At 64.1% G+C, this 26938-nt stretch carries 23 protein-coding genes and 1 tRNA gene; 9 read left to right on the top strand and 15 right to left on the bottom strand.

The features are described 5' to 3' along the window. Positions 1-6: 6 nt before the first annotated feature. The 3 genes from ACZ1JW_RS12515 to ACZ1JW_RS12525 form a co-directional block, all read right to left on the bottom strand. A complete protein-coding gene (locus ACZ1JW_RS12515; RefSeq protein ID WP_465140762.1) occupies positions 7-1755 on the bottom strand; it encodes an N-acyl-D-amino-acid deacylase family protein in 1749 nt (582 codons plus the stop codon). Between the two features lie 109 nt (positions 1756-1864). Further along, complete coding sequence (locus ACZ1JW_RS12520; RefSeq protein WP_465123232.1) at positions 1865-3175, bottom strand: FAD-dependent oxidoreductase; 1311 nt, start codon at positions 3173-3175, stop codon at positions 1865-1867. 82 nt (positions 3176-3257) lie between these two features. Beyond that, a complete protein-coding gene (locus tag ACZ1JW_RS12525; protein WP_465140763.1) occupies positions 3258-4055 on the bottom strand; it encodes an alpha/beta fold hydrolase in 798 nt (265 codons plus the stop codon). A gap of 127 nt (positions 4056-4182) precedes the next feature. Here ACZ1JW_RS12525 and ACZ1JW_RS12530 point away from each other — a divergent pair, with 127 nt between their 5' ends. Then, positions 4183-6861, top strand: coding sequence for an EAL domain-containing protein (locus ACZ1JW_RS12530; RefSeq protein WP_465140764.1), 2679 nt, complete (start codon positions 4183-4185; stop codon positions 6859-6861). Between the two features lie 6 nt (positions 6862-6867). Here ACZ1JW_RS12530 and rlmN read toward each other — a convergent pair whose 3' ends face one another. After that, positions 6868-8157 (bottom strand): 23S rRNA (adenine(2503)-C(2))-methyltransferase RlmN, encoded by a 1290-nt coding sequence (gene rlmN, locus ACZ1JW_RS12535; protein WP_465140765.1) that lies wholly within the window; start codon positions 8155-8157, stop codon positions 6868-6870. A 258-nt stretch (positions 8158-8415) separates the two neighbouring features. Here rlmN and ACZ1JW_RS12540 point away from each other — a divergent pair, with 258 nt between their 5' ends. Then, positions 8416-9087 carry an outer membrane protein gene (locus tag ACZ1JW_RS12540; RefSeq protein ID WP_465140766.1) on the top strand — a complete coding sequence of 224 codons (672 nt, stop codon included), beginning with the start codon at positions 8416-8418 and terminating at the stop codon, positions 9085-9087. Positions 9088-9202: 115 nt separating this feature from the next. Here the strand turns inward: ACZ1JW_RS12540 and ACZ1JW_RS12545 are convergent, their stop codons facing one another. From ACZ1JW_RS12545 to greB, 4 genes are read right to left on the bottom strand one after another with little or no spacing between them, the layout of a single operon-like run. Then, on the bottom strand, positions 9203-9685 hold the full coding sequence (locus ACZ1JW_RS12545; protein ID WP_465123228.1) for a hypothetical protein: 483 nt from the start codon (positions 9683-9685) through the stop codon (positions 9203-9205). Next, positions 9682-9861: a DUF4169 family protein gene (locus ACZ1JW_RS12550; RefSeq protein ID WP_465140767.1), complete on the bottom strand. Its 180-nt coding sequence runs from the start codon at positions 9859-9861 to the stop codon at positions 9682-9684. The genes ACZ1JW_RS12545 and ACZ1JW_RS12550 overlap by 4 nt, the downstream gene beginning before the upstream one ends. Further along, positions 9861-10490, bottom strand: coding sequence for a phosphoglycerate mutase family protein (locus tag ACZ1JW_RS12555; RefSeq protein ID WP_465123226.1), 630 nt, complete (start codon positions 10488-10490; stop codon positions 9861-9863). Before ACZ1JW_RS12555 ends, ACZ1JW_RS12550 begins: the two co-directional genes overlap by 1 nt. A 10-nt stretch (positions 10491-10500) precedes the next feature. Then, positions 10501-10992 (bottom strand): transcription elongation factor GreB, encoded by a 492-nt coding sequence (greB, locus tag ACZ1JW_RS12560; protein WP_465123225.1) that lies wholly within the window; start codon positions 10990-10992, stop codon positions 10501-10503. A 335-nt stretch (positions 10993-11327) separates the two neighbouring features. On the opposite strand from greB, the gene ACZ1JW_RS12565 reads away from it, so the two are divergent. Next, complete coding sequence (locus ACZ1JW_RS12565; RefSeq protein ID WP_465140768.1) at positions 11328-11813, top strand: hypothetical protein; 486 nt, start codon at positions 11328-11330, stop codon at positions 11811-11813. A gap of 6 nt (positions 11814-11819) precedes the next feature. Here ACZ1JW_RS12565 and ACZ1JW_RS12570 read toward each other — a convergent pair whose 3' ends face one another. Continuing rightward, positions 11820-13838 (bottom strand): lytic transglycosylase domain-containing protein, encoded by a 2019-nt coding sequence (locus ACZ1JW_RS12570; protein WP_465140769.1) that lies wholly within the window; start codon positions 13836-13838, stop codon positions 11820-11822. A gap of 100 nt (positions 13839-13938) precedes the next feature. On the opposite strand from ACZ1JW_RS12570, the gene dapA reads away from it, so the two are divergent. The 4 genes from dapA (at position 13939) to ACZ1JW_RS12590 (ending at position 18476) form a co-directional block, all read left to right on the top strand. After that, positions 13939-14820, top strand: a complete 882-nt coding sequence (gene dapA / locus ACZ1JW_RS12575) for a 4-hydroxy-tetrahydrodipicolinate synthase (RefSeq protein WP_465140770.1) — start codon at positions 13939-13941, stop codon at positions 14818-14820. Between the two features lie 73 nt (positions 14821-14893). Then, on the top strand, positions 14894-15376 hold the full coding sequence (smpB, locus tag ACZ1JW_RS12580; protein WP_144907656.1) for an SsrA-binding protein SmpB: 483 nt from the start codon (positions 14894-14896) through the stop codon (positions 15374-15376). Between the two features lie 107 nt (positions 15377-15483). Then, a complete protein-coding gene (locus ACZ1JW_RS12585) occupies positions 15484-16044 on the top strand; it encodes a DUF2062 domain-containing protein (RefSeq protein WP_465123221.1) in 561 nt (186 codons plus the stop codon). Then, complete coding sequence (locus tag ACZ1JW_RS12590) at positions 16044-18476, top strand: hybrid sensor histidine kinase/response regulator (RefSeq protein ID WP_465140771.1); 2433 nt, start codon at positions 16044-16046, stop codon at positions 18474-18476. The genes ACZ1JW_RS12585 and ACZ1JW_RS12590 overlap by 1 nt, the downstream gene beginning before the upstream one ends. Positions 18477-18779: 303 nt before the next feature. Here ACZ1JW_RS12590 and ACZ1JW_RS12595 read toward each other — a convergent pair whose 3' ends face one another. The 3 genes from ACZ1JW_RS12595 to ACZ1JW_RS12605 all read right to left on the bottom strand — a co-directional run bounded on the left by ACZ1JW_RS12595 (position 18780) and on the right by ACZ1JW_RS12605 (position 21289). Continuing rightward, a complete protein-coding gene (locus ACZ1JW_RS12595) occupies positions 18780-19814 on the bottom strand; it encodes an oxidoreductase (RefSeq protein WP_465140772.1) in 1035 nt (344 codons plus the stop codon). A gap of 168 nt (positions 19815-19982) precedes the next feature. Then, on the bottom strand, positions 19983-20303 hold the full coding sequence (locus ACZ1JW_RS12600; protein WP_465140773.1) for a DUF1905 domain-containing protein: 321 nt from the start codon (positions 20301-20303) through the stop codon (positions 19983-19985). After that, a complete protein-coding gene (locus ACZ1JW_RS12605) occupies positions 20300-21289 on the bottom strand; it encodes a peptidylprolyl isomerase (protein WP_465140774.1) in 990 nt (329 codons plus the stop codon). Before ACZ1JW_RS12605 ends, ACZ1JW_RS12600 begins: the two co-directional genes overlap by 4 nt. A gap of 75 nt (positions 21290-21364) precedes the next feature. Here ACZ1JW_RS12605 and ACZ1JW_RS12610 point away from each other — a divergent pair. Continuing rightward, a tRNA-Ser gene (locus ACZ1JW_RS12610) sits at positions 21365-21455 on the top strand. A gap of 222 nt (positions 21456-21677) precedes the next feature. Here ACZ1JW_RS12610 and ACZ1JW_RS12615 read toward each other — a convergent pair. Beyond that, positions 21678-22514 (bottom strand): class I SAM-dependent methyltransferase, encoded by an 837-nt coding sequence (locus tag ACZ1JW_RS12615; protein WP_465140775.1) that lies wholly within the window; start codon positions 22512-22514, stop codon positions 21678-21680. Between the two features lie 280 nt (positions 22515-22794). On the opposite strand from ACZ1JW_RS12615, the gene ACZ1JW_RS12620 reads away from it, so the two are divergent. Then, complete coding sequence (locus ACZ1JW_RS12620; RefSeq protein ID WP_465140776.1) at positions 22795-24003, top strand: hypothetical protein; 1209 nt, start codon at positions 22795-22797, stop codon at positions 24001-24003. Positions 24004-24011: 8 nt separating this feature from the next. On the opposite strand, the gene ACZ1JW_RS12625 is transcribed toward ACZ1JW_RS12620, so the two are convergent. Together ACZ1JW_RS12625 and ACZ1JW_RS12630 are read right to left on the bottom strand one after the other, a co-directional pair. Then, a complete protein-coding gene (locus ACZ1JW_RS12625; RefSeq protein WP_465140777.1) occupies positions 24012-25961 on the bottom strand; it encodes a glycosyltransferase in 1950 nt (649 codons plus the stop codon). Continuing rightward, entirely contained in the window at positions 25958-26929 is a 972-nt protein-coding gene (locus ACZ1JW_RS12630; protein ID WP_465140778.1) for a glycosyltransferase family 2 protein, read from the bottom strand. Before ACZ1JW_RS12630 ends, ACZ1JW_RS12625 begins: the two co-directional genes overlap by 4 nt. Between the last annotated feature and the right edge of the window lie 9 nt (positions 26930-26938).

The following is a 26938-nucleotide window of genomic DNA, read 5'->3' on the forward strand; positions in this document are numbered from 1 at the left end:
GGCCGTTTACTCTGCGGCTTCGAGCAGATCTGCGCCCTGCGGCCCGCGGATCAGCCCGCCCGGCGTCGCGCCTGTCCATTCGCCCTTGCGGAAGGTCACTTTGCCGCCCTTGATCGTGTAGTCATAGCCTTCCGCCTTCTGGAGCAGGCGCTTGCCGCCCGCCGGCAGGTCGAAGGCCAGCCAAGGCTTGAGCAGCTTCAGGTTCTCGAAGTCGATCACGTTGATGTCGGCAAGGTAGCCCGGAGCAAGGATGCCACGGTCGTCGAGGCCGTAGAGCCGTGCCGTGTCGTGGCACTGCCGCTTCACCGCGTGCTCGAGGCTGATGCGGCCGCCCCGCTTGCGGTCGCGCACCCAGTGTTCGAGCATGAAGGTGGGGCTCGCCGCGTCGCAGATCGTGCCGCAGTGCGCGCCACCATCGGACAGCGAGTTCACCGTGTCGTCCGATGCCTGCAAGGCCTCGAGGAAATCGAGATTGCCATCGGCATAGTTGAGGATCGGCAGGTAGATGAACCCGGTGCCGTCATTCTCCATCAGCTTGTCGTAGGCATAGGCATCAGGCGCGACGCCTGCCGCCTTCGCATTGGCCAGGATGCTGGCCTCGGCCTGAGGCTCGTAGTCGAAGCCGTCGTCCATGATGAACTGGTTGTGCCACCCTTGCGAGATCATCATCAGCAGACCGATGATGTCGCTCTCCGGATAGACGTTGGCTTCCGAAAGCACCTTTTCGCGGAACGCCGGGTCCTTGAGCTGCGCAAGCTGCTCATCCCAAGGCAGGTCGGCAATCGCCGCATAGCTCGGGCGGAAGCGGAAGGGATGGATCGTTCCCTGCCACGCCATGACCACGCCGTTCCCGCGCAGCGCAATCTGCGCGACGATGTTCGCCCCTTGCGCGTTCTGGCGGCGCATCTCGGCGATCTGCTCCTCCAGCGGCAGTTCCTTGGCGATCGACTGGAGTGCGGCGTAAGTCACCGGCAGGCCTGTTTCGCGGCTCAATGCCCCCATCCAGCCGAACTCGTCCCATTCGCGCTTCATGTCGGAAGCCATCTCGAAAACGCCATGACCGACACGGCCCATCGCCCGGCCGATCTCGATCAACTCCTCGGCGGTTGCGGTGGTGCCTGGCACGACTTCACCATCAACCGACTTGTGGATCACCGTGCGGCTTGTCGAGAAACCCAGCGCGCCTGCGCGAACGCCTTCCTCGACGATCTCGGCCATCTTGCGAATGTCCTCGTCGGTGGGAACGGCACCCGGCTTTTCCCGCTCGCCCAGAACATAGGCGCGCACAGCGCCGTGCGGGACATGTGTGCCGACATCGACCGCGCGCGGCATCTTCTCTAGCGCATCGAGATATTCGGGGAAGGTTTCCCAGTCCCACTTCATCCCTTCAGCCAGCGCGGTGCCGGGAATGTCCTCGACGCCTTCCATCAGGCCGATCAGCCAGTCGTGCCGGTCGGGCGCTGCAGGGGCAAAGCCCACGCCGCAGTTGCCCATGACCACCGTGGTCACGCCATGCCACGAGGACGGTGCCATTTCCGGATCCCACGTCGCCTGCCCGTCATAGTGCGTGTGGACGTCGACCCAGCCCGGTGCCACCACGCGCCCGCTTGCATCGATCTCCTCGGCGGCATCGCCACGCACCGTGCCGACAGCGGCGATCAGTCCGTTCTTGATGGCGACGTCACCAGTAAAGCGTGGCGCGCCGGTGCCATCAACAATCGTGCCATTGCGGATGATGAGGTCATAGACAGCCATTGGCCTGCTCCTTCTCCCACGCAGGCCGACTCACAGCGGCGGCCTGTCGCGTTAACCGTGCGATTAAGTCAGAGCTTTGCCTCGGGGTCAATCGCCGGTAGCCAAACCGTCAATCGTGCCCGCTGGCCCGGATCATTTCCTCGACATCGACGAATTTCTCGCGCGGAGAATCATCGCGAGCCCGCTGCTCCTCGGCTTCCTCGATCTTCTTCCAGTCGTCGAAGCTCACGATGTCCAGCTTTCGCGCTGCGGCCAGCAAGTCGAAGCCAGCGCGTCCGGCCTTGCGGCTCCCGTAGGGTAAGTCCTCGGCGATCATCTCGACCACGCCGAACCCGTCCGGTCGGTTGGTCCCGATCGTCCCCGAAGGTCCGCGCCGTGCCCAGCCGACGCAATAGAGCCCTGGCAGGATGCGCCCCTCGTCATTGGCAAAGCGTCCCGCCCGGTCGTCGAATGGTACGCCCTCGATCGGCGAGGTCTGGTAGCCTATGCAAGAAACCACCAGATTGGCCGGGATTTCGTAGAACTCGCCCGTGCCGACCGCGCGCCCCGCTTCGATACGCGTGCGCTCCACCGCAATTGCCCGCACCTTGCCTTCACCGAGCAACCCGCGCGGCGCACCGAAGAAATCGAACTCGACTTCAAGCGGCAGATCGGCGCGATGGCTCTCCGGTATCGCGGCAAAGGAGCGCAAGTGCGTGACCGACTTGCGGATACCCGGCTCCAGCAGCGCATCTTCCGCTTCCTCGGGCAGATCGCGCGGATCGACCCACGGGGCGGTGCGCGAAAGGTGCCCGAGTTCGCCCAGCTCCTTGGGCGTCATCATGATTTGGTGCGGCCCGCGCCTACCGAGAATGACAATCCGCCGAATCTTCGACGCCATCAGCCCTTCCAGAGCGTGGGCGACAATGTCGCTTCCGGCAAACTCCTCGCGGGTCTTGGCAAGAATGCGGGTGACGTCGAGCGCGACGTTGCCCATGCCGATGACCACGGCGGTATGCCCGGAAAGATCGGGATCGAGCGCCGCAAACTCCGGGTGGCCATTGTACCAGCCGACGAAGGCCGCACTGCCGAAGACATTCTTCAGGTGATCGCCGGGTACCCCGATATCGCGATCCCGGGGCGCGCCTGTCGCCAGCACAACCGCATCATACAGGTCTTGTAGTTCGGCAATCGAAACATCGCTACCGACTTTCACGTTGCCGACGAAACGCACGTTGTCTGCCAGCGCGGTCTGCTCGTATCTGCGCGTCACGCCCTTGATCGACTGGTGATCGGGGGCGACGCCGAAGCGGATCAGCCCGTAAGGCACCGGCAGCATGTCGAAGATGTCGATCAGGACATCGTCGCCCCACTGCTTCTGCGCGGCCTCTGCGGTGTAGTACCCGGCCGGTCCTGAACCGACGATCGCGATATGCCGCATGGCCTCTCCTCAGCCTTTTCGAGTCTTTGCGCGATGCTATCGCCTGACCGGCAAAAGGAAAGCGGGGAGAGGCTGGGGCGTGTCAGCCGTGGTGGATATCCTCGTCGAGGAAGTCGCGCAGCTTGTCGATGAAGCGGTCCCGCTGCGAAAGCATGAACAGGTGCCCGCCGCCGTGGAACATCTCGATCCGGCTGTGCGGAATGGCGTTGTGCAGGAAATGCGCGTTGGAAGGCGGGACCAACTGGTCCTCTTCGTCGGCCATGACCATCACCGGCATGTTGAGCAGCGGCAGGAACGGCACGCTCGACCAGCCGGCAAAGGCCATCATCTGGTAGGAAAACCCGAGCGGTGACGGTGCCTTGGCAGCATTGAGCGAGACCTTGCCGCTGCCGCCGCCATTGTAGATCGAGGCGAGGTTGCGCCGCAGCGTCCTCTCGACCGTGTATTCGCGCGGGTCGGCAAGGTGGGCCAGCATCGAAGCGTTGCCCGGCACCATGGTGGCACCACCTGATGCAGTAGCGGCCAGCACGATGCGGCCGGTGCGGGCTCGATGCTGGAACGCGAATTGCTGGGCCAGCGCGCCGCCCCAGCTGATCCCGAGAATGTCGACCTCGTCGATGCCCAGCCGGTCCAGCAGCGCTGCGGTGGTCAGCGCCATGCTCGGGATGGTGTAAGGCAGGATCGGATCGGGCGAGGTGCCTATGCCGGGCATGTCGAAGCAGATCACCTCGCGCTCGGGCAGCGCGCGGGCAAGGGGTTCCAGCAACTCGAGATTCATGCCGATGCCATTGAGCATCAGCAAAGGGCGATGTGCACTTCGCCTGCCCTCATGCCACCGCGCGAGGTGCAGCCTGCGTCCGGCGACGCCGATCATTGCCATATCAACTGTATCCGACACTGAACCCCCACGTTCCAACTGCGGCCTAGCACCTTCGCAGTCGCAGCAAAAGCACCTCAATGGTGTGAGCTTAACGCTTTCTCAAAGCCCGACGGTGCAGAAAGCGGATATGTCCGCAGAAGTTGCCGCCGAAACGAAGCAGGAAGGAGCCAAACGCGATTTCGCCCGCACACGGCGGCGCGAGCGCGTGCCCGTTCCGGCGAGCCGCGAAGCCGGGGCCAGCTTCCTGTTCGGCAGCGACCCGACGAATCGGCTGGTCGCGCCGGAATGGCCGCAAATGGCAATTCCCATGCTGCTGATCCCGATCGCGATTGCAGCCTACAACCTCGTCATCCCGCAGGTCCTTGCCGCACTTCTCGCCGTTATGGCTGCGATTGCTGCCCATCTTTCGCGTCTGGCCGTGCGCCGGGAAGAAACCCGGCAAATGGAGACCGGCCAGCGCATGATTGCAATGGGGCTCGCCGTCGCGCTGCCGATGTTCCTGTTTGGCTCGGCCATGGGAGTCTGGGGCAGTTCGGGGCAGGTCGGCTGGTTCTACTGCCTTGTCGCGGTCGCTACGGTTTCGCTTCTCGCAACCGTTGTTCAGTCCGGACGCCTGCTTGGCGTCCTGGCCTCGCAGGTATCGATCTGGTCGGGAATAACCTGCGTTGCCAGCACGTTCGGAGGCTACTTCTCGCTTGCGATCGGCGTGGCCATCGCCATCGTCGCCTATCTGCGCCAGCGCAAGATCGACCTGCTCCTGCGCGAGAAGGTGGAGAGCGACCAGCGCGCGCAGACCCGTGCGCAGGAAATCCTCGCCGACTACGAGGAAACCGGACAGGGCTGGTTCTGGGAAACCGACCGGCGCGGACAGTTGACCTACCTCTCCACGCCCGTTGCCGAAATTCTCGGACGCAAGGTGCCGGACCTAATCGGTCGCCCGTTCTCTGAACTGTTCAACCTGACCGAGCAATCGGGCGAGGGCGAGCGCACGCTGGCTTTCCACCTCTCGGCACGCTCCAGCTTCAGCGAACTGGCCGTCCGCGCGGCCACCTCGGATGAAGAGCGCTGGTGGTCGATCACTGGCAGGCCGACGTACGATACCTTCAACAACTTCACCGGCTTCCGCGGCTCGGGCACCGATCTCACAGAAAAGCGCCGCTCGCAGGAGCACGCCTCGCGCCTTGCGCACTACGATTCGCTGACCGGCCTGTCCAACCGCTTCCGCATGTCGCAGACGCTGGAGAAAATCCTCCTCGCCCCGCAGGTCCACCATCGCGCCTGCTCGGTCTTCCTGCTCGATCTCGACCGCTTCAAGCAGGTCAACGATACGCTTGGTCATCCGGCAGGCGATGCCCTGCTCAAGCAGGTTGCCCAGAGGCTCGAGCGCGTCGTCGGCAAGATGGGCCGCGTCGGCCGCTTGGGCGGTGACGAATTCCAGGTGATCCTGCCCGGCAAGATCGAGCGCGAGCAGCTCGGTCACCTTGCACACCGCATCATCGAGAGCCTGTCCCAGCCCTATTCGATCGAGGGCAGCCGCGTGATGATCGGCGCATCGGTCGGCATTGCACTCGCGCCCGACGACGGCGTGACCAGCGAAGCCCTGATCCGCAACGCCGACCTTGCGCTCTATGCCGCCAAGGATGGCGGGCGCGGTCGCTATCACTTCTACGCAGCCGACCTTCACAGCGACGCCGAAGAGCGCCGCCAGATGGAAGAAGACCTGCGCGACGCGGTCTCCAACGGCGGCCTCGAGCTCTATTACCAGCCGGTCGTCCAGACAGCGACCGAGAAGATCACCGGTTTCGAGGCGCTGCTGCGCTGGAACCACCCCCAGCATGGCTGGATCAGCCCGACCCGGTTCATCCCCATCGCAGAAGACACCGGCCTCATTGCCCCCATCGGGGAGTGGGCCTTGCGCACCGCCTGCCAGGACCTCTCGCGCTGGCCTGAGAACGTGCGTGTCGCGGTCAACGTCTCGCCATTGCAGTTCGCCAACCCCTCGCTGCCCATCGTCGTCACCAATGCGCTGGCAAGTTCCCAGGTTGCTGCCGAGCGCCTTGAACTGGAAATTACCGAAAGCGTGTTCCTCAACGATGATGAGGGCACCGACCAGATGTTCAAGTCGCTCAAGGCCATCGGCGTCCGCCTTGCCCTCGACGATTTCGGCACCGGCTATTCCTCGCTCGGCTACTTGCGCTCGGCGCCCTTCGACAAGATCAAGATCGACCAGTCCTTCGTGCGCGGTGCGACCCAGCCCGGCAGCCGCAACGGCGCGATCATCGCCTCGATCGTCAGCCTTGCCGAAGCGCTCGGCATGGAAACCACGGCAGAAGGCGTCGAAACGCTCGACGAGCTCGATCTCGTCCGCATGCTCGGCTGCAGCCATGTGCAGGGTTACATCTACGAGCGTCCGCTATCGGCCATGAATGCCGCCGCGCGCCTGTCCACCGGTCTCATGGCCATCGCGCAGGGCCCTCGCTCTTCCCGCGCAGCGCGCCAGTCGATGCTGCGCAAGGTCGTGCTGGATCACGGAGGCCATCGCTACAACGCCATGGTCCGCAACATCAGCCAGACCGGCGCGCTGATCGAAGGGCTGTGGAACGTGCCCCCCGGCACGATCTTCCGCGTGCTGCTGGCCGACAATCACGCCGTGACCGCCACCTGCCGCTGGTCGAGCGATGATCGCATGGGCGTCGAGTTCTCGATGCCGCTGCGCCTTGACGAAGGCGGCCGCATTGCCGCTGTCGCCGGAAAGCCACCCGTGACGTCAGAGCCCGAAGCGGTCGTCCAGCGCAAGGTCGGCTGAGGCTGGTTAGCCCAGCGCAGCCTGCTTTTCTTCCGCCAGCCGGTCGAGTTCTGCGCGGCTCTTCTTTTCCGCAGCCGTCTTCAGCTGTCCACAAGCCGCATCGATGTCGCGCCCGCGCGGGGTGCGCACCGGAGCACTGATGCCTGCGTCGAACACGATCTTGGCAAAGCTCTTGATCCGCTCGGGGCTGGAACATTCGTAAGGCGCGCCGTCCCACGGGTTGAACGGGATCAGGTTGACCTTGGCCGGAAGTTTGTACTGCTTGATCAGCCGCACCAGCTCGCGCGCGTCCTCGTCGCTGTCGTTCTTGTCCTTGAGCATCACGTACTCGAACGTGATCCGCCGTGCATTCGAAGCGCCGGGGTAGTCGGCACAGGCCTGCAGCAGTTCCTCGATGCCGTACTTGCGGTTGATCGGTACGATCTCGTCGCGCACGTCCTTGGTCACCGCGTGGAGCGAGACGGCAAGGTTCACGCCGATCTCCTCGCCCGCGCGCGCCATCATCGGCACCACGCCGCTGGTCGAAAGCGTGATGCGGCGCTTCGACAGGGCAAGGCCATCACCATCCATCACCAGTTTGAGCGCATCGCGCACATTATCGAAATTGTAGAGCGGCTCGCCCATGCCCATCATCACGATATTGGTGAGCAGACGGCCATCCGGGGTATAGGCACTGGCGGCATCCTCGTCGTCGTCATCGAAATCGAGGCCCGCCATCGTGCCGCCTGCCTTGGGCCACTCGCCCAGCGCATCGCGCGCCAGCATCACTTGCCCGACGATCTCGCCCGGCGTCAGGTTGCGCACCAGGCGCATCGTGCCGGTGTGACAGAACCGGCAGTTGAGCGTGCAGCCCACCTGACTTGAAACGCACAGCGTGCCCCGGTCCGCGTCGGGAATGAACACCATCTCGAAGTCATGGTTGTCGGCCGTACGCAACAGCCACTTGCGCGTGCCATCGGTCGAAACCTGCGCCTCGACAATATCCGGCCGCCCGATCACGAAGCGGGCGGCCAGCCACGGCCGCATGGTCTTGGCGATGTCTGTCATCGCCTCGAAATCGGTCACGCCGCGATGGTAGAGCCAGTGAAACACCTGCTTGGCGCGTAGCTTGGCCGCCTTGGCGTCCAGCCCTGCAGCTTCGAACAGTCCGGCAATCTGCTTCTTGGTCAACCCGATCAGGTCGACCCGGCCATCCTCGCGCGCGGTCACCTCGCGCGGCACAGGCACGGGATCGAAGTGGCCTGCAATCGGCATGTTGGCGGGCAGGGAAGGGCTGGGATCGGCTGAGGACTGCATCGCGCGCATATAGTGCGAGCCGCCCGCACAAGCAAACAGGCTGCGAACCAGCTCGCGCGAACGTCGCACAGACCATCCTGTTCCCCCGGCTCATCGGTTCCAGCTACCATATCGTCGCAAGAGATGTGGCTCAAATATCACGGTTTCTTGTTGTCTCACGTTCATGAAACCGGATCGCTTCCCCACGCATTCGGAGAACCACTGTCGGGTCGCAACGATAACGAGAACCGGCAGCCTATGTTTCGAATGGAGTCTGACATGAAAAAGATCTGCGCAATCCTCGCCGCCGGCACCGCGCTCGCCGCAGTTCCTGCGTTCGCGCAGGACGCCACCCCCGCCGAGGCGTTCAGCGGTTTCCATGCCGAAGCTCTTGTCGGTTACGACCACAACCGCTCGGGCAGCACCGAAGATGTCGATGGCACCCGCGACCTGAAGCAGTCGATCGACGGCGTCGAATATGGTGGTGCGATCGGTTATGACATCCCGCTGGGCACCAACCTTGTCGCCGGTGCCGAAGCCGAAATCACCGACAGCAGCGCCAAGTGGGACAACAACAACGACCAGCCCAACGTGTTCAACCTCGGCCGCGTTGAAGCCGGTCGCCAGTACTACGTGGGCGCCCGTCTCGGCTACGCGATGAGCCCGAGCACGATGGTCTACGTCAAGGGCGGCTACAGCAACGCCCGCTACAACCTTCAGGGCACCAACGGCACCGTCAATCTTCGCCAGCGTCTCGACACCGATGGCTATCGCGTCGGCGCAGGCGTCGAACAGAAGGTCGGCAGCAACGCGTTCGTGAAGCTCGAATACAAGTACGCCAACTACAGCAAGGGCGAATTCGACTTCAACGGCGACACGCCGGACTCGAGCCGCTTCAACATCGACACCGACCGTCACTCGGTGACGGCAGGCGTCGGCGTGCGCTTCTAATCGTCACGCCAGAAGCAAAACGGGAAGGGCGGGCCGCAAGGCTCGCCCTTTTCGCTTCCTCCCCTCCCGCAGGCGGAAGGGGCCGGGGGAGGGCCTGTTACGACGATACGAAACCCTACCGCCCACACCCCAACGCTGCCGCATCCATCGCCGAAGCCGCACCCTCAAGCACATAGCGATCCCGGAACGAGCGCCCATCCGCACCCTTGGCAATCACCACCATGCTCCCGGCACTGCGCATCTGCGCGACGATCCCGGCGTTGGCGGTCTGGTCAACCGGCCAGGCATCGGCCTGCCCCGTCTGCAGCGCAAAGTTGGCTTCCGGGAATGAGACGATCACTTTCGATCCCGCCGCCAGCCGCCGCGCCAGCCGCACATGCACCGCGCCACGAATGCCGCGCTTTGGCCAGTACCCCACGGTAAAGTAAGGTTGGAACGCCTGCTCGCGCCCCGCCACCTTCTCGGCCATGGCAATCGCATAGCAGCGTGGCACGCCCGGATCGCGGAACGCGCCCCAGGCGCCGAACACGCCCAGGCTGTCGCGCGCGATTGCGGTGCCAGATAGGGCGAGAACCGCCAGGAGCAGCAGCTTCCTCACGGCTCCTCCCGTCTGGCGCCCTCAAGCACCTTCGCCGCCCGCTCGGCCTCCTGCACCTCGCGCAACTTCTCACCCTTGGTCCGCCCGAACTTCGCCCGGTTGGCCTGCGCCTCCGCCGCCCGCGCATCGCGCCCCTTGGCCTTGCGCACGGCACGAAGGTTCACGACCTCGCCCATCAGGCGTGTTCGATCCCGCGTTCCGATCCGAACAGCACGCTCTCCGCGCCATCCTCCACGAGCGCGATCGAGCCTTGCACCAGCGAGGGCGCAATCGGTGCGCCATGCACGGGATGCACCGGATAGCCCGCCATGATGCCGCGCAGCACCCGGCTCGAAATGCCGTGCATCACCACGATGTGATCGCCGCTGTCATCCTCCAGCCCATCAAGCCAGCGGTTCAGCCGCGCCGCAATCATCGGGTAGTCCTCACCATCGGGTGCAGGGCGCAGCAGGTGGTCTTCCACCACGATCGGTCCGACTTCGTCCTCCACGTCGCTGTAGGACCGCCCGCACCACGATCCCATGTCGATCTCTTTGAGATCCAGCGTCCGCCGCCCTGAAAACCAGTCGAGCCCCAGCTCCTCGGCAATCAGCGCCGCCGTCTGCAAAGCCCGCCCGGTATCCGATATATGCAGCGTCACCTGCGGCCGCTCGCCCAGTTCGCGCCGCAGCGCACAGCCCATCGCGACGGCCTGCTCGAAGCCCTGCCGGGTCAGCGGCGTATGGATGTGGTTCGCCTGCAGGCGACGCGTCGCGTTATAGACCGTCTCGCCATGGCGCATGATATAGAAGCGACCGCGTTTCATGGGCAGGGCTTTAGCCTGCGGCGTCGGGATAGGAAATGCTCATGATTTCCCACTCCTTCTCCCCCGAAGGCAGCCGCACCACGCGCAAATCGCCTACTCGCGCCCCGCGCAGGGCCTTGGCAATCGGCGCGCTCCAGCCGATCAGGTTGTTCGAGGCATCCTGCTCGTCATCCCCCACCAGCGTCAGCACGCGGCGGTTGTCGTCCTCGTCGGCAATCTCCACCGTCGCGCCGAACAGCACGCGCGTCCGGTCCTCCTGCGCCCGGGGATCGACAACCCGCGCCGCCTTCATCCGCCGCGCCAGAAACGCCAGCTCCCGATCAATCTCCCGCATCCGCTTGCGCCCATAGAGATAATCGCCGTTCTCGCTCCGGTCGCCGTTGCCCGCAGCCCAGCTGACGATCTCGACAATGGCGGGCCGTTCGGTGCCGAGCAGATGATCGTACCGCGCGCGCAAGGCGGCAAATCCGGCGGGAGTAATGGGGTGACCGTCAGGCTTCATGAGGCGCTTGTGGGCGATGATGTTGGTCGAAACAACAAATCCACCCCATTTTTCCGCAGGACAAATGCGGAGGGGGACCGCTCGCGCAGCGGCTGGTGGAGGGGGCAGAAACGAAGAACCCCTCCGTCACCGGCTACGCCGCTGACACCTCCCCATTTGTGCTCCGCAAAAACAGGGAGGATGAATAACTGCTATCTTAACACCAACCCCGTCATCCCGGGCTCGACCCGGGATCCCGCTTTTCCTTGCAAGTCCCAAGGAACAGGCCGTTCGCTGATGCCATTTCAGCGACGTCTGCGGTTGTTACGCCATCAAGCCGCTGTATGATTTTAGCAATGGCATCAAGTATCCTCTCTGGCGTTCCCCTCCGCGTTCGCATCACCTTCTTCGCATTGACCATGGGGGCGGTGGTTGTGCCCATGGTGTTCATCGCGTTGTTTGCGCAAAGAGAAGAGATTCAACCCAGCATGGTCGTTGGCTGCTATGCCGCACCCGGGGCTCCGCCACTCGAAATCGGATTGTCGACAATCCGCATCGCGGAGCCTGATGCGCAAAGATTGAGCTACGAGCCGCAACAATCAAAAACGAGTTATCAGCTAAGCGTCAGGCCAGCCCTGCAGCCCAAACTCCAAGCAGACGGGAAGTACCACTTCGAACAGGCAAGGGGGATCGGTTACTTCTGGTCGCTTCTTCCTGAAGAAGGAAAAAATCGAAACCGAATTAGGCATCCTCGCGAGTATTCCGGACGCTTTGAGATATATGCTTCGGATGGCACACGGCTGGTATATGTCAGGCAGCCCACGTCAAAGCTGTGCAGGTGAACCCACTCACCCCGGCTCCCGCTTGCCAATAAAGTAGCTCATCGGATTGCTCCCCCGATAGCTGGCATATTGCGGGTTCATCGCCTCATAGACCACCGCGTTTTCCAGCACGCGCTGGACGTAGTTGCGGGTTTCCGAGAGCGGGATGCGTTCGATCCATTCGATCCAGTCGATCTCGCCCTTGCGCGGGTCGCCGTTGGCGCGCAGGAACTTGTTCACGTTGCCCGGCCCCGCGTTATAGGCTGCAACCGCCAGTGGCCACGAACCGCCGTAATAATCGAGCATCCGCTGGAAATAGCCTGAGCCGAGCTGCAGATTATACCCCGCATCCTGCGTCAGAGCCGAGGCGTTGTAAGACAGGCCGAGCTTGCCCGCCTGCTCGTTGGCCGTCCCCGGCATGAGCTGCATCAGGCCCCGCGCGCCGGCATGGCTGACGGCGTTCTGCGCGAACTGGCTTTCCTGACGGCTGATCGCGTGAATGCTGGTCCACTTGGCCTCATAACCCGGCGGCACCGGGATCAGCGGGAAGGCGATGTGCTGGAAATCGAGGTAGCCGCGTGCGGCCGCTGCCTGCCCTACGATCACGCCCAGATCGCGCCGCCCCAGCTCGCGCGCAAGGTTGGCCACCATCATGTGCTGCGCCTCGGTCTGCTGCTGCTCGGCCACTTCCTTGAAGAAGCGCACGGTCGTCTTCCAGTCGCCGTTGCGGGCAACCTCGCGCACGGCGAGCGTCAGCGGCTGACTGTAGAAGCGGCTGCGCTCATCGGGTGAGGGCTGGACCGAAGACTCCGTCGCAAACTGTGGCACCGGACGACCCAGCCGCTCCAATGCCAGCAGCCCATAGAACTGGTCGCCATACTGCGCCGCCATCTCGAAATAGCGCCGCGCCTCGGCCTGCTGACCGGCTCGCGCCGCGGCCTTGCCAGCCCAGTAGAACCCCTTCGAGCGCGTCCCCGGCGTCCGCGCAGCCGCGCCATAGCGCCAGAACAGCGGTGCCGCGCCCGCATAGTCGCCGGTGTTGAAGTACCCCTGGGTTCCGCCCAGCCACATCAGCGAGGTGTAATCGTCACGCAAGTCATAGGCGCGGGCGCTGATGTCCTCGCCGGGGGCAAAGGCATCGTCAATTCCGGCGGCAATCCGCATGGCCGTGCGCGCGTCACCCGATGTTGCCGCACCCCGCGCATTGACCAGCAGTTCCTCGACCCACTTGGCCTGATCGAGCGGTTGCCGCGCCAGCAGGGGCCGGTTCGCCAGCAGATCGCGCGCCGCCGCACCCTGTCCGCTCTTGCGCAACTGCCGCACGCGCTGGAAGATGAAGCCCGGATCGGCGTTGAACTGCTGCGCGGGCACGCCTGCCAACAGCGCATAGGGATCGCCCCCCTGCATCGCCGCCAGCCGCGCCCCGTCAATCGCCTTGCGGGCAGGGCTCACCCACACGATCTGCCGCGCCGCCTGATCCGCCGCACCTGCCCACAGCAGCGCGTCCATCCGCGCATCGTGATCTTCAGCCGTAAAGCTCGTGCCCCAGGCCGAGAACAGCGCGGTTTCGGCAGCATCGGTCATCGCCCCGCCGCGCCATGCCGCCCGCGCCGCCTCGCGCGCTTCGGGTCGGGCGAGTTGCGTCAAAGCCAGCGCATATTGCGCGCGGCCAAGGTTGGTCAGCGGCGGCTTCTGGCTGAAATAGGCCACGAGGCGCGAAGGATCGGCAAAGTCCCGCTCCAGCGAAAGCTCGGCATAGCGACGCAGCTTCTCCTCGTCCGGAAAGCCCGGATAGGACAGGACGAAGCTTGAATAATCGGAAAAGCCGAAGCGGTTGGAACTGGAGAGCAGCTTCCACCGCTCCACCGCCGCCATCATCGGCCCGCCTTGACCGGCCACCAGATTGGCCCGCGCCCGGTCCCAGTCGGACCCGTCCGCGCCATCGGCACCGCTTGCGTGAACCGCGCTCGACGCGGCAACCGTCTGCAACAGCACCCCGGCCAGACCCCATCGCAACATCAAGGCTTTCACGTCCATGCCGGACATACTATGGAGCGGCTCCTTATCAGGCGCTGAACAGACCCCCGCCGGGTTCGGCTCGTCGTAAGCCGAACACGACTATGGGATAAATTGAGGGATATTGTCCATGTTTTCCGGCTCGATTCCGGCCCTTGTGACTCCTTTTCGCGATGGAGCGTTTGACGAGAGAACTTTCCGCCGCCTGGTCGACTGGCAGATCGAGAACGGCTCGTCCGCGCTGGTGCCCTGCGGCACTACCGGTGAGGCATCGACCCTGTCCAATGCCGAGCACCATCGCGTGATCGAAGTCTGCGTCGAACAGGCTGCGGGCCGCGTGCCGGTGATCGCAGGCTGCGGCAGCAACGACACGATGAACGCGCTGCTGCACATGAACTTCTCGAAGAAGTGCGGCGCTTCGGCTGCACTCTGCGTCGCGCCCTACTACAACCGGCCAAGCCAGGCGGGCATCATCGCCCACTTCAGCTACCTTGCCGAGCACAACGACCTGCCGATCGTGCTCTACAACGTGCCCGGCCGCACCGTCACCGACATCCTGCCCGAGACGGTTTGCGAACTCGCCAAGCGATATCCGGACAAGATCATCGCAATCAAGGACGCCAGCGGCGACCTTTCCCGCGTCACCGACCACCGGATGGGCATCGGCAAGCACTTCTGCCAACTTTCGGGCGATGATGAACTGGCGCTCCCCGCCAATGCCGCAGGCGCGGTGGGGTGCATCTCGGTGACGGCCAACGTCGCGCCCAAGCTCTGCGCAGAATTCCAGGCCGCCTGTGCCGCCAACGACCTCGAACTGGCGCGCGAGCTCAACGACAAGCTCTATCCGCTGCACTACGCCATGTTCTCCGATGCCTCGCCCGCGCCGGTGAAGTACGCGCTCAGCCGCGTGTTCGAAGGCCTGACCGACGAGCTGCGCCTGCCGCTCGTCCCCGCCAGCCCCGAGGCCCGCGCCAAGGTTGACGCCGCGCTGGAGCACGCTGGCCTGATCTGAAAGCTCAGCTGCCCCGACAAAGTGCGAAGTTCCCCTTCCGCTTTGTCGGGGCAGCGCCTACATGGGCGGGACCATGGCACGTCCCGTACATCCTGAATTCGACAAGACCAAAGTCGTCGCCGAGAATCGCAAGGCGCGGTTCGAGTACTTCATTGAGGAGAAGTACGAGGCGGGCATCTGCCTCACCGGCACCGAGGTGAAATCCTTGCGCTTTGGCGAAGGCTCGATCGCCGAAAGCTATGCCGAGGTGAAGAACGGCGAGGTCTGGCTGGTCAATTCCAACGTGCCAGAATTCAGCCATGGCAACCGCTTCAACCACGTCCCCAAGCGCCCGCGCAAGCTGCTGCTGAAAGAGCGGCAGATCGCCAAGTTTACAGGCGCGGTGGAGCGCAAGGGCATGACGCTGGTGCCGCTGTCGATCTATTTCAACAGCCGTGGCCGCGCCAAGGTCGAACTCGCGCTCGCCAAGGGCAAGAACGTTGCCGACAAGCGCGCCACCATCAAGGACCGCGACTGGAAGCGGGACAAGGCCCGGATCATGAAGGATCACGGCTAAGTCACCTCAGCGGTGATCCACTTCACCGACCGGCAAGGAATTCCGGTCTAGTTGCGATGTGATGTCCCGTGGCGGGGCGGACGGGAAACGGGTAGAACAAGCAGGCGATGTTCGACAGGATCGTCAACTGGGCGCGGGCCAACATGCCAACGCGAGAGCAGATGGAGCAGAACCGCTTCGCCCGTCCGCTCGCCGCGCGCCATGAACTCTGGCGCTTCACCCGCCGTTCGGTGCCGCGTGGCGTGGCCGCTGGCCTGTTCATCGGCATCTTCGCGCTGATCCCCGGCGTGCAGATCGTCGGCGCGGCCTTGATGTGCGTGCCGTGCCGGGGCAACATCCCGCTTGCCGTGCTGATGACCTTCATCTCGATCCCGCCGACCACGCTGTTCGTGTTCCTCCCCGGCGCCATCGCGGTGGGCAACAGCTTTGGCTACCACGCCGATTTTTCGACCGTCCACGCGCTTGTCGCCAAGGGGGCGAGCATTTCCGACTGGCTCGCCTGGCTCGGAACCGATGCTGCGCCGTCGTTGATCATCGGGCTGTTCCTGATTTCGGTGGTGGCGGCAGGCATTGGCTATGTCATCTCCGCACTCGGCTGGCGCTGGTGGACCGCGCACAAGCGCAAGGTCCGCAAACTCCGCGCCGCCGCGCGGGATTTCCCTGACTGATGCCCAGTTCCGACAGCGAGGCGGCGACGGTACCTGACGCGCCCGCGCCGCTGCGCGACTGGCTGATGCTTGGCGCTGCCGTGCTGGCGAGCGCTGGCGTGTTGTGGGCGGTCTCGGGCCAGCCCCTGCTGGTTGCAGGCTTCGTCGGTGGCGTCGGCGTGATCGGCGCGGCGCTGCGTCTTGCGTTCCGGTCTCCGCAAGTTGCGACGGAAGCCGAATTTGCCATTTCCGATTGGTCGGTCACCAACGCCGCGATCGAGCGCAGTGATGTTGGCATCGCGATTACCGACCGTGCCGGGCGCCTGGTCTGCGCCAACGCGCTGATGGGCGAATGGTTCGGCCCTGCCGCCGCGCCGCCGCGCCTGCCGCTGGAGCGCGCCTCGACCGAACTGCTCGAAGCCGCCACCCGTGCCGCCTGGCGCGATGGCACCGCCTCGGCGGAAGGGCTGGCGTCCTCGCAAGGCACGTGGCGTGCTGAACTGTCGCGGGCAGGGCGGGGCGAGGACTTTCTCGTCTGGCGGTTCCTGCCCGTCATCACACACGATCTCGTGGCAGACATGGCCGGACACATTGGCGGCAAGCTTGGCCGTGCCCTGGCGCGTGAGGGGCTGCAGTCCGCCGTCGTCGCGCCCGATGGTGCGATCCTCGCCGCAAACACTGCCTTCGCCCAGCGCGCCACCGGCTCGGCCACGCAGGATCTGACCGGCGCGGACTTCGTCTCCTACCTCGCCAGCGACGAGAGCGACCGGATCTTCTATGCCCGCGAGGGGCGCAAGGGCACACCGGTCAAGCTGGTCCACCTGCCGGTCGCCGATCCCGATGGCATCGCGAATATCGACCCGGCGCGCACCGCCTCGCTGTTCCTGCTGATCGACAGCCAGGGCGGCGTCGGCGAGGTGAGCGCGGGGCTCCCGCAGATCGAAGCGTTGCTGGCGCGTCTGCCGCTCGGCCTTGCCATGACCGACCGCGATGGCCGCTTCCTCTTTGCCAACGCCGCGTTCCTGCGCGCGGCGGGGCACGAGGACCGCATTCCGCCGCCGTATCCGTCGGACCTCGTGATCAAGGAAGACAAGGGTGCGCTGCTCGATGCGGTGCGCCGTTACGCGCAGGGCCAAGCAACGGCGGGCGATGTGGCCGTGCGCCTGCGTGCTGCGCCTGACGAGCCCGTCTCGCTGAGCCTCGCCGGGGTGCGCGGGCTTGGCGAGGGGGCGGTGCTGCTCAGCCTCAAGGACTCGTCCGAAGAGACCCGGCTCAAGCGCGAGATTGCTCAGGCGACCAAGATGCAGGCGGTGGGCCAGCTGGCAGGCGGCGTCGCGCACGATTTCAACAACGTGCTGACCGCGATCATCGGCTACTGCGACCTCATGCTGATGCGGCACACGCCGGGCGACAGCGATTATGACGACATCCAGCAGGTCAAGGCCAACTCGAACCGTGCGGCATCGCTGACACGGCAACTGCTCGCCTTCTCGCGCCAGCAGACGCTGCGCCCGCAAGTGCTCCAGTTGCCCGATGTCGTGGCCGAAGTCTCCGCGCTGCTCAAGCGCCTTATCGGCGAGAAGATCACCCTCGAAGTCACGCACGACCGTGACCTCGGCTTCGTCCGCGCCGACCCGACCCAGCTCGAACAGGTCTTGCTAAACCTCGCGGTCAACGCACGCGATGCGATCAACGACAAGCTGGCTGCGGCGGGGGCCAAGGGCGGCGGCGTGGTCAAGCTGATGACCCGGCGCGTGACCGCTGCCGATGTGCGCGCGATGAAGAGCGAGATCCTGCCGGTTGGCGACTACACCGCGCTGGTGGTCGAGGACAACGGGCACGGCATCAAGCCTGGGCAGATCGGCAAGATCTTCGAGCCGTTCTTCACCACCAAGGAAAAGGGCAAGGGCACCGGCCTTGGCCTCTCGACGGTCTATGGCATCGTCAAGCAATCGGGCGGGTTCATCTTTGCCGAGAGCGAGGTCGGCAAGTTCACCCGCTTCAGCATCTACCTGCCCGTCCACGTTCCCGATGCCGCCGAAGCAGCGCCTGCGGTGCGCACTACGGCCGAGCCGAAGCGCGAATGGTCGGGCGGCGGGCGCATCCTGCTGGTGGAGGATGAGGACACCGTCCGGGCCGTCGCCGAACGCGCGCTGGTGCGGCAGGGTTATGAGGTGACGACCGCGGCTGACGGCGAGGAAGGGCTTGAAGCCATCGGCAAGGGCAGCTTCGATCTGGTCGTGTCCGACGTGGTCATGCCGACGATGGACGGCCCGGCCATGGCCCGCGAAATCCGCAGCCTGCGCCCCGAACTGCCGTTCCTGTTCATGTCAGGCTATGCCGAGGAGCAGTTGCGGCGCGAGATCGACATTCCCAACATGCACTTCCTCGCCAAGCCCTTCTCGGTCCAGCAGATCTGCGATGCGGTGGAGACGGTGCTGCGCGGGCGATAGCCTGTTCGCATATGTGAACAGGGGTTTACGCTGTTTACACTGTCCAGAGAGAAAACTTCGGGAGCCTTTTCGGGATGATTTTCGGGTGCTGCGCGAGGGCCCACCCCGCTCTCGCCTTCGGCTCGCCAAGTCTCGCGGCCCTCCCGCATGCGGGAGGGCTTGAGGTCGCGCTTTTTCTCCCCTCCCGCACGCGGGAGGGGTTGGGGGAGGGCAAGCAACAGGGCGCTGCTTCCATACGAGCGATTGACGGTTCAAGGAGCGGCGCTGAGCCTGCCTTGGAACCGGGGTTGTAGGACAGGCGATTTACAACCGGAATGGCGGGACTGATCGGGCTGTGCCGGTGCGCGCGGACTCGGCGGCGGCTTCGACCACGGCCATTACCGCGAGCGCCTGCTCCGGGGGTACGGCCAACGGTGCTCCGTCAAGGGCGGCCGCAATCCCGGCGTAATAAGCCGGGTAGGCACCCGGATGCATGGCGAGTGGATGGGTTTGCCCCTCGGCATCGTAGCGGGTGAGGGGAGACGGTTCGCGGCCCCAATCCGGCGCGCCGGGGCGCAGACCATCGAGCAGTTGCGCCTCCTGCGGGTCGAGGCCGTGCTTTACCAGGCTGCCGGAACTGCCGTGGACGACGAAGCGGGGGTAGCCACCTGCCACCAGCATTCCGGCGTGGAGGACGCAGCGCAGGCGAGGATATTCGAGCACGACATGCGACCAGTCGTCGGTTCGCGCCCCTTCGCGCAAGGCACCGAGGCTGGCTAGCACGCGCCTTGGCAGGCCGAACAGGCAGAGCGCCTGATCGACGAGGTGCGGCCCGAGATCGGCCCAGACGCCGCTGCCGGGGCCGGGGTTCTCGCGCCAGCGATCGCGCACTTGCGGGCGGAAGCGGTCAAAATGGCTTTCGAAGTGGGCAACCTTGCCGATCAGGCCTTGCTGCAAGGCGCTCTGGATCGTGAGAAAATCACCGTCCCAGCGCCGGTTGTGGAACACGCTGAGCAGAGTGCCTTTCCCGGCGGCGTGCGCCGCGATGCTGCGGGCATCTTCGAGGGTGAGAGCGAGGGGCTTGTCCACGACCACCGCCTTGCCAGCCGCGATGGCGGCGTGGGCAAGGGGGGCGTGGCTGTCGTTCGGCGTGGCGATGACGACGAGGTCTATTGCCGGGTCGGCAAGCACGGTGGCGATGTCTGTCTCGACGCGCATTCCGGGCAGGTCGGCATGAACTTTGGCCGGATCGCTGGAGACGACGGCGGCAAGGCGCAAGCCGGGTTCGGCCATGATCAGCGGGGCATGGAAGGTCTTTCCGGCGTAACCATAGCCGACGAGGGCGACGTTGTGGGGCACGGGAGAATCCTTGAGCTTGGATATTCTGTCGTATGGCACCGCGAACGTTGAGCACCCACCCCCAACCCCTCCCTCAAGGGAGGGGAGCGAGACTTATTGAGCCAAAGGCGAAATTAGTCGCAGCGGGGAGGGTTTCCAACGTTGACGAATCTGCAACTGGGATACCCTTCAGAATGTGAGCGTCAGATCGAAGGCTTCACCCTCGATCAACCCTTCGGCCTGGCGCACGGCGGCCTTGATCGGGACCATCCAGCCGTGCTCCTTGCTGGGGAATGCCGAGGTGCGCCATTCGGTATCGCCGACTTGCACCCCGACCTTGACCGAGCCCCAGCCGGAGCGGCGGCCCGTTTCGAGGCGGTGCATCAGTGCCGTGGCAGAGAGCGCTTCACCCACCGCGCCATCCAGCGTGACGAAGAACCAGTCGCCGCCATTGACCCCGCCGGACCAGCGCCACAGCGTTGTCGTCACGTCATAGGTCGCGTCGCTCATTTGCGGTGGCGCACCGGGACTTTGAGATTGCAGATGTCGATGCCGCCGGCGGGCTGGACATAGAACGGCTCACGGTGGTTGGCGCTGGCATCAGCATAGCGGCGGAACGAGGGGCTTTCGGTGGAGAGGTATTCGTAAGGTGGGAGGTCGGGCACTTCTGCGGCGGGGTGGAGCGAAATGATCGGCGTGCGCTCTGCCGGATCGGCATAGACGCCCATCGGCGCAGCCCCGCGCGGCAGGGTGGAGAGGTACTGGATGCCCTCGATCACGCGACCGATCACCGCAAGGTTGCGGTCAAGCTGGCGCGGCGCATGGCCGATCACGGCGTAAAGTTCGGCGCCGGTTCCGGTATCGGGCGGGCCGTCGCGGGCGACGCCGATGCTGGCATAGCAGTGCACCGGCCAGGCGCTCGGCCCCTTGCGCGAGGCGGCAAGCGGCCAGCCGCGATAGAAGAAGGTCTCGTCGGCGTAAGGGTCGGTATCCTTGATCGCGGCGCCCTTGCCGGTCAGCGCGTGCCACGCGCCGTGGGTGCCTTCGATCGTGGCAAGCCAGGTGTCGAGTTCCTCGTGCGTGGCGCTGCGCTCGGGGCCTTCGGAGCGCAGCACGTAGCGCTCCTGCGGCACGCGGGCGAGGCCTGCTGGCAGCGGCTTGGCCTTCACCTTGTCCTCGCCTTCGCCATCGCCCCACTGCGCCACCCAGTTGTCCTGCACGCGATAGACCGAGAGCCCGTCCCACCAGTGCGTGGCGGCCAGCGTGCGGACATTGCCGACCCAGCCTTGCGAGAACGGATCGGGCAGCAACTGGATCACGACGCGGCGTGGCTTGCCCGAAGCTTCGGGGGCGAGGTCCATGACCAGAAGGTCGTCCGGAGAAATCGGCGACCAGTCGGTCGCTGGCGATGCAGCCACGATTTCGCCAGGCGAGAGCACCGGCGTTGCGGGGGCAGGCGAGGCCGCGACAGCGGCAAGAAAGGCGAGGATCGACATTACTTGATCATTGCAGGAACCGACGCCTTGCGAAAGCGATCATGTGCCGCTAGGGGCGCACTTCCAGAGCAATGCGGAGCGGTGGCCGAGTGGTCGAAGGCGCTCGCCTGGAAAGTGAGTATACGTCAAAAGCGTATCGAGGGTTCGAATCCCTCCCGCTCCGCCACCATATCCAACCTGATGCGGCAGCACGGTTTGGAGAGTTTGACTGAGCGCTGGCTTGAGGTGGTGGCTGTCAAGGCTCGGTTGCTAGGCCTGGCTGAAATCGCCTCCTGGGGAGTTTCTCGATCAGTCGGCCGACGTGTACTCAGCCCCATTCACTGCAGAAGCTTGGCTGCGTCCGAAGCCAGGTTGTCTTGTAAAGAACCTTCCGCTTTTTTAAGTGAGGTCACTCAGGGAGCCGCCAGCGATACCTGAAGCGATAGGCCTCGACATCGCGCCAGACCGCATCACTCCTTGAATCGTAGACGCAGACCAGTCGCTCTTGTCCGGATGTCTCTCTTGCGATGTAGCTGTAATTTGGATTTCGGCCGAACCAGCGCTGCATCTTGGCCTCGTCAACGGGATCGTGGACGTGATAGGCTGTCACTGTCTCGGGCCATTTGTAGGGTACCGTGACCAGCAGGACATCGCATGTCGCAAGCAGCTTGCGTGCGAACGCGTCCGCGTCTGGAACGTGTTCGAGCACCTGCAGGCATAGTCCGAAGTCAAACTTGCGGCTGGGCGTCCAGTCCAGAAAGTCTGCGGTGACGCTGTCGATGCCGGGCGCAGCATAGGGCTTCACGAGGTCCACCGACTGACGCAAGTCCGCCTCCGGAAACCACTCCAGCACAGGCGTCCCGAACGATCCCACATCAAGCACCGAACGCGCATTTGCACCGATGCGCGAGGCCAGCACGCGACTGACGTGGTAGTAGACGTAGTGGTCCCGGCGTTGCCAGTACCGCCCTTCCTTCATTGCCGCTCTGTCTTCAATCTGCGCGATCGCGACACGGCCAAGCGCATCGTCCGGATACTTCGCGAGCAACATGCGCGCGGCAGACAATGCCCTCTCTGCCTGTCCGGCGCGCGAGTATGCGCTGGCCGCGCGGCGCAACGCGCGACGCCAGACAGGTGGCGCAACATCAAGCTCGTACAGGGATTGCCAAATGCTTGCGGCTTCGTCCCAGTAGCCCCGCTCCTCTGCAGTCTCCGCTGCAGTTGCCTTGTCTTCGATTTCGCTCATGGATGGCATGCCGTGCCGGGCTCCAGTTGTTTGGTATGCAGCGGCTGGACGATCTCATTTGCCGAGCAGATAGGCTGACGGCGTTGCCCAAGGATGGAACTGCGCGGTTCATCTGCACACGTATGCCATCCAAAGGCAATCGCCGACTCTTATCGGAAGATAGCGCCACGGGACTACAGCGCCAGAAATGGCAAGCAGCTAGGGTCCAAACTCAACCCTGATTGAGTTTGGACCCTATAGTTCGGCACGCAAACCGGATGGCAATCGAGAGAAGTCGGGAATGAAGTGCATCCTCCACATCGGCACGGAGAAAACTGGAACGACAACCCTGCAGAAATGGCTTTACGAGAACCGGCCGGCTCTTCTGGAAAGTGGCATCGGGCTGCTCGATTGTCTCGGCGCACCGAACAACCGGCGACTTGCCGCCTACTTCACGCCGGGCTTTGAAGATGACTATTTCGTGGCCCGCAACATAACCACGCCTGAGGAACGCGCTGCCCATTTCGGGGATTTCCACGCCGATTTCGAACGCGAAATCTCGGCTCTGCGCGCCATTGCTTCCACTATCGTGATCTCGTGCGAACAGCTGAGCTCGCGGCTTGTCGATATCTCCCAGGTCGATGATCTGATGCAACTGCTGGCGCGCCATTGCGATGACGTTGCGGTCTGCTGCTACTTCCGCCCGCAAGACGAACTTCGCCGCTCACATTACAGCACCGTCGTCCGGAACTTCTACACGGAATCGATCGAAAGCTACCATCGCGACATTCCGGAGGACGATAGCTACTACAACTACTACCTGATGATCTCGCGTTGGGCGCAGGTGTTCGGCCGTCGCCGCATCTTCGCTCGGCAGTACGGTCGCGAGGTGATGATCGACGGGGATATCCGGCACGATTTTGCGCAGACAATGCTGGGGTCCGAAGTCGCGTCGCGATTGCGATACGATCAGGCCGACGCAAACGTCAGGCTTTCGACACTCCAGGCCCGTGCGATGCGCGCGGTGAACGAAGTGGTCGACCGCAGGAAGCATGCCCCTCTTCACGCCAACCTTGCGCGCGTGATCGGGAATTGTGAGCGCATGAAGGACCTCCCTTCGCCGCGCGACGCTCACGGTGAGGCACTCATGCACCTCTTCGCCGCCGACAATGAACGCCTGTTCCAGGAATTCTTGCCGCACCACCAGTCCGGATTCGCGATCGCAGATCAGTGCAATACTGGTGACTCTCAGGTCTTTCTGGAGCTTGGTCAGGTTGAAGAGCTGCTGGCCGAACTTGTCAGCCACTTCACTGCATTGGCGCTGCGCCTTTCGAAGCGCGCGATCTCTGATGATGAGGTATTCAAGTTGCGGGATGCCGCCTTGACTTACGAGGCCGGTGTTCCGCTCGATCGGAGCACGGCCATTGCGGTCATGAAGATCGCCCGCAGGCTTCGTCCCTCCGCCGAAGGGATCGTCGGCAAGGTCGAGGCGTGGTCGAGCAATCCCTGAGCTTCAGGTCAAACGCTGGCGGCCCAGGGCGCGGCGCGGAACCTGCTGTCGATGTCCCAGAGACGCACGGGAGGAATGTGCGCGACCAGGGTATCGCGATCGAGCCTGTCTGAAAGCGGCGATGCGAGCAGCGTCTCGACACCCAGCTCGAGCAGCGAGGCCAGATCTGTCTTGAAATCCGGTCGATTGCGCTCCTGCGCGTCGGCGAAGATACGGTCCGATAGTGACACGTTTTCCCCATGCAGCCGCCTGTGCGCGAGCACTTCGCCGGCGAAGATTGTGCCACCCAGAAGATGAAGGGCCTGTGCAAGATAGCAGTCCAGATCAACCTTCGTTTCCGGAAGAGCGGCTGGCATCGCGTGGCGCACCCATTCGGAGCGCAGAAGCAGGCTCGAGGTCGTGCACCAGAGCCATCCTGTAGTCTTTGGCGAAAGCCGTGCAACGCGCGGCCCGCCTTTCGTGCGCCGATCGCGCTGGTTACGTTGAAGGAAGGACGCGAGCGTCCGTCCTGCCTTGTTGATGAGGCTCATGTCGCACCCGACTATCCCGACCGGCGGATCGGCCGTCAGATGCAGGTCGACCATGCGCGAGAGGAATTCCGGCTCGTAGACGTCGTCAGGGTCCAGCGGGGCCACGAAATCGCCCGCAGCATGCGCGACGCCATGGTAGAAAGCGGCAATCTGCCCCTGGTTATCAGGGGTTCGCAGCAAGGTCACACGGGACGACCCCAAGGCGGCGACAGTACGCTGCAGGGCCTGCCAGTGTTCCTCGTCCGAAAAGTCGTCGACTACGATGCACTCAACGTGGGGGTATGTCTGCGCAACCACGCTGGCGATGGCCTGGTGGACAAACTCCGACCGGTTGTGGTGCGTCAGCACGACGCTTACCTTGGGCATCGCAGGCCAAGGCGCGGGCACCGAACCCGCCGGTCCGGCCCGCGTCTCTTCCGCAGCCTTGACGATCCGGTCGATCACAGTGGTGTTGTAGTCTTCGAACCGGTCCGCATTGGCGAGTGCAGCGCGCTGCAGCCCTTGCCAGTGCTGCTCCTGCTCCCAAGCCTGTGCCACTTCGGCAGCCCAGTCATCAGCCGTTGCGTCAGCTGCCATCAACACGCCGCCACTTCCCAGTGCCTCGGGGATGCCGCCTGTTTGCCGGGCGATAACGGGAATCCCGGCGGCATTGGCTTCCACCACGACCCGGCCAAAGCCCTCTTCCCACAAGGACGGGGCCAGCAGGAGCCGCGTCTGCGCATAGTAGAACTCGGGATCTGCCCGCCAGGGCGCGAGCGTCACGTTCGGCAGTTCAGCCAGCAACTGGTCCCGGCTCGCGATTTGCGAAGGGGACACGGCCCAGCCTTCGACGAACAGGAACGGCACGTGCGGCAATTTTGCGGCAACCTCGCACGCAAGGTGCAGGCCCTTGATCCTGATCGGATTGATCATGGTGACGTAGCGGCGCTCGCCCGATCGTTCCCGTGCAGCTCTGTATCGGGCCACGTCGACAAGCGGGTGCACCACGGTCGGGCGACGACCGATGCGCTCAAGCACCCGGTCTGCCACAAAATGTGAATTGGCAATCAAGCCGATGCCGGAAGGAATCGAGTCCGACGTCCAGTGATTGGCCTCCTCGACCTCGCGAATGAACAGGACCTGCCGGCGGCGCAGGCGGAGCGAGGGCAGGGCGACTTCTGCGAGCCTTGAGGAATTGTAGATCGCCACGTCCACGCGTTCCTCGCGCAGCATGCGAGCAGTCAGGCCATTTACCTGCTCGGTCTGGTGAACCGGGATCGTTGAATCGAGTTGCAGCGGCTGGCGCCCAAGGTTGGGCTTGGCAACAACCGTCGGCTCCAGCCCCTGTGCGGCAAACGCCTGCGCCAGCTGGACAATGCTGTTCTCGCGACCGCCGCCCTGATTGAGCGAGTGATTGCTGACGATGGCGATCCTGCGAACGGAACTCATTGATCCCAGTCGAGGTTTGCAGCGTAGCGGCGCAGCAGGTCTGCAATCCGAGGCTGCGTTTGCATCCATTCCGCCAGAGCTGCAGGCGCAAACTGCGTCGTTACGATCTCGCCGAGATTGGCGACGGTGAGGTAGCGGTCGATTCCGTTGGCGAACATCGCATCGACCGCGACCTGCTTGATTTCGTCGATCTTGCTCTTGAACTCCGGCTTCAACGACATCTGGTGCGGCGAGAGCAGGAGGTCGGGGTGAGCGGTGTTGTCTTCGCGCACGCCGCGCCAGCTGAGCACCTGATCGACGAAGAAGCTGCCGCCGATCATGTGCGCTCCGGTTGCGCAATAGGCATCGCCGTAGTGCTTGTATGCCAGGACCTGGTCGGTCGGTTCAATCATCCTGAGCGCATCGCGCCGGAACAGCATTCCCGATGTGTTCGTCCAGAGCCAGCCCGTCTCCCACGGGTTGTAATGCTTCGAGTAACCGAACTTCGCCAACTGATCCGCATAGCTCGTCATCTTCTGCTCGCGCATGGAGCGCGAACGGAAACCTGTGGTGTTGCGGCTGAGCATGCCGCCGCCGACGCGAAATCGGCCCATCTCGCACGAAGCCACCGCCGCAATCCGCACAGGGTTGAGGTGTGCGCGCAGGAGTGTCTCGAGAAATTCGGGCTCGTAGACGTCGTCCGGATCGAGGAATGCAACGAACTCTCCCGAGGTCTCGCGAAGGCCCGTGAACATCGCGCTGATCTGGCCGAGATTGGCCTCATGCCGGACCAGGCGCACCTTGGGGCTGGCAAAATCCGAAACGATCGCACGCAGTCTTGCCCATTCCAGTTCGTCAGACTTGTCATCGACGATCAACAGTTCGACGGAATCGTGCGTCTGGGCAAGAACAGACTGGATTGCCGGTCCGATCAGCGCGCTCATGTTGTGGTGCGGAATGATGACCGCGCAAGCGGGTTCGTTGATCATGTCTTGGTG

The organism is Novosphingobium sp. BL-A-28-Hi1-0D, assembly GCF_055521755.1.

Bases quoted from the DNA above. Each gene is read 5' to 3' on its own strand.
- ACZ1JW_RS12630 (WP_465140778.1), bottom strand. From the start codon at position 26,929: ATGATCAACGAACCCGCTTGCGCGGTCATCATTCCGCACCACAACATG.
- ACZ1JW_RS12515 (WP_465140762.1), bottom strand. From the start codon at position 1,755: ATGGCTGTCTATGACCTCATCATCCGCAATGGCACGATTGTTGATGGC.
- ACZ1JW_RS12525 (WP_465140763.1), bottom strand. From the start codon at position 4,055: ATGGCAATGATCGGCGTCGCCGGACGCAGGCTGCACCTCGCGCGGTGG.
- ACZ1JW_RS12570 (WP_465140769.1), bottom strand. From the start codon at position 13,838: ATGTCCGGCATGGACGTGAAAGCCTTGATGTTGCGATGGGGTCTGGCC.
- ACZ1JW_RS12565 (WP_465140768.1), top strand. From the start codon at position 11,328: ATGGCATCAAGTATCCTCTCTGGCGTTCCCCTCCGCGTTCGCATCACC.
- rlmN (WP_465140765.1), bottom strand. From the start codon at position 8,157: ATGCAGTCCTCAGCCGATCCCAGCCCTTCCCTGCCCGCCAACATGCCG.
- ACZ1JW_RS12615 (WP_465140775.1), bottom strand. From the start codon at position 22,514: ATGAGCGAAATCGAAGACAAGGCAACTGCAGCGGAGACTGCAGAGGAG.
- ACZ1JW_RS12620 (WP_465140776.1), top strand. From the start codon at position 22,795: ATGAAGTGCATCCTCCACATCGGCACGGAGAAAACTGGAACGACAACC.
- ACZ1JW_RS12520 (WP_465123232.1), bottom strand. From the start codon at position 3,175: ATGCGGCATATCGCGATCGTCGGTTCAGGACCGGCCGGGTACTACACC.
- dapA (WP_465140770.1), top strand. From the start codon at position 13,939: ATGTTTTCCGGCTCGATTCCGGCCCTTGTGACTCCTTTTCGCGATGGA.
- ACZ1JW_RS12550 (WP_465140767.1), bottom strand. From the start codon at position 9,861: ATGGGCGAGGTCGTGAACCTTCGTGCCGTGCGCAAGGCCAAGGGGCGC.
- greB (WP_465123225.1), bottom strand. From the start codon at position 10,992: ATGAAGCCTGACGGTCACCCCATTACTCCCGCCGGATTTGCCGCCTTG.
- ACZ1JW_RS12605 (WP_465140774.1), bottom strand. From the start codon at position 21,289: ATGTCGATCCTCGCCTTTCTTGCCGCTGTCGCGGCCTCGCCTGCCCCC.
- ACZ1JW_RS12530 (WP_465140764.1), top strand. From the start codon at position 4,183: ATGTCCGCAGAAGTTGCCGCCGAAACGAAGCAGGAAGGAGCCAAACGC.
- ACZ1JW_RS12625 (WP_465140777.1), bottom strand. From the start codon at position 25,961: ATGAGTTCCGTTCGCAGGATCGCCATCGTCAGCAATCACTCGCTCAAT.
- ACZ1JW_RS12600 (WP_465140773.1), bottom strand. From the start codon at position 20,303: ATGAGCGACGCGACCTATGACGTGACGACAACGCTGTGGCGCTGGTCC.
- ACZ1JW_RS12540 (WP_465140766.1), top strand. From the start codon at position 8,416: ATGAAAAAGATCTGCGCAATCCTCGCCGCCGGCACCGCGCTCGCCGCA.
- ACZ1JW_RS12585 (WP_465123221.1), top strand. From the start codon at position 15,484: ATGTTCGACAGGATCGTCAACTGGGCGCGGGCCAACATGCCAACGCGA.
- smpB (WP_144907656.1), top strand. From the start codon at position 14,894: ATGGCACGTCCCGTACATCCTGAATTCGACAAGACCAAAGTCGTCGCC.
- ACZ1JW_RS12590 (WP_465140771.1), top strand. From the start codon at position 16,044: ATGCCCAGTTCCGACAGCGAGGCGGCGACGGTACCTGACGCGCCCGCG.
- ACZ1JW_RS12555 (WP_465123226.1), bottom strand. From the start codon at position 10,490: ATGAAACGCGGTCGCTTCTATATCATGCGCCATGGCGAGACGGTCTAT.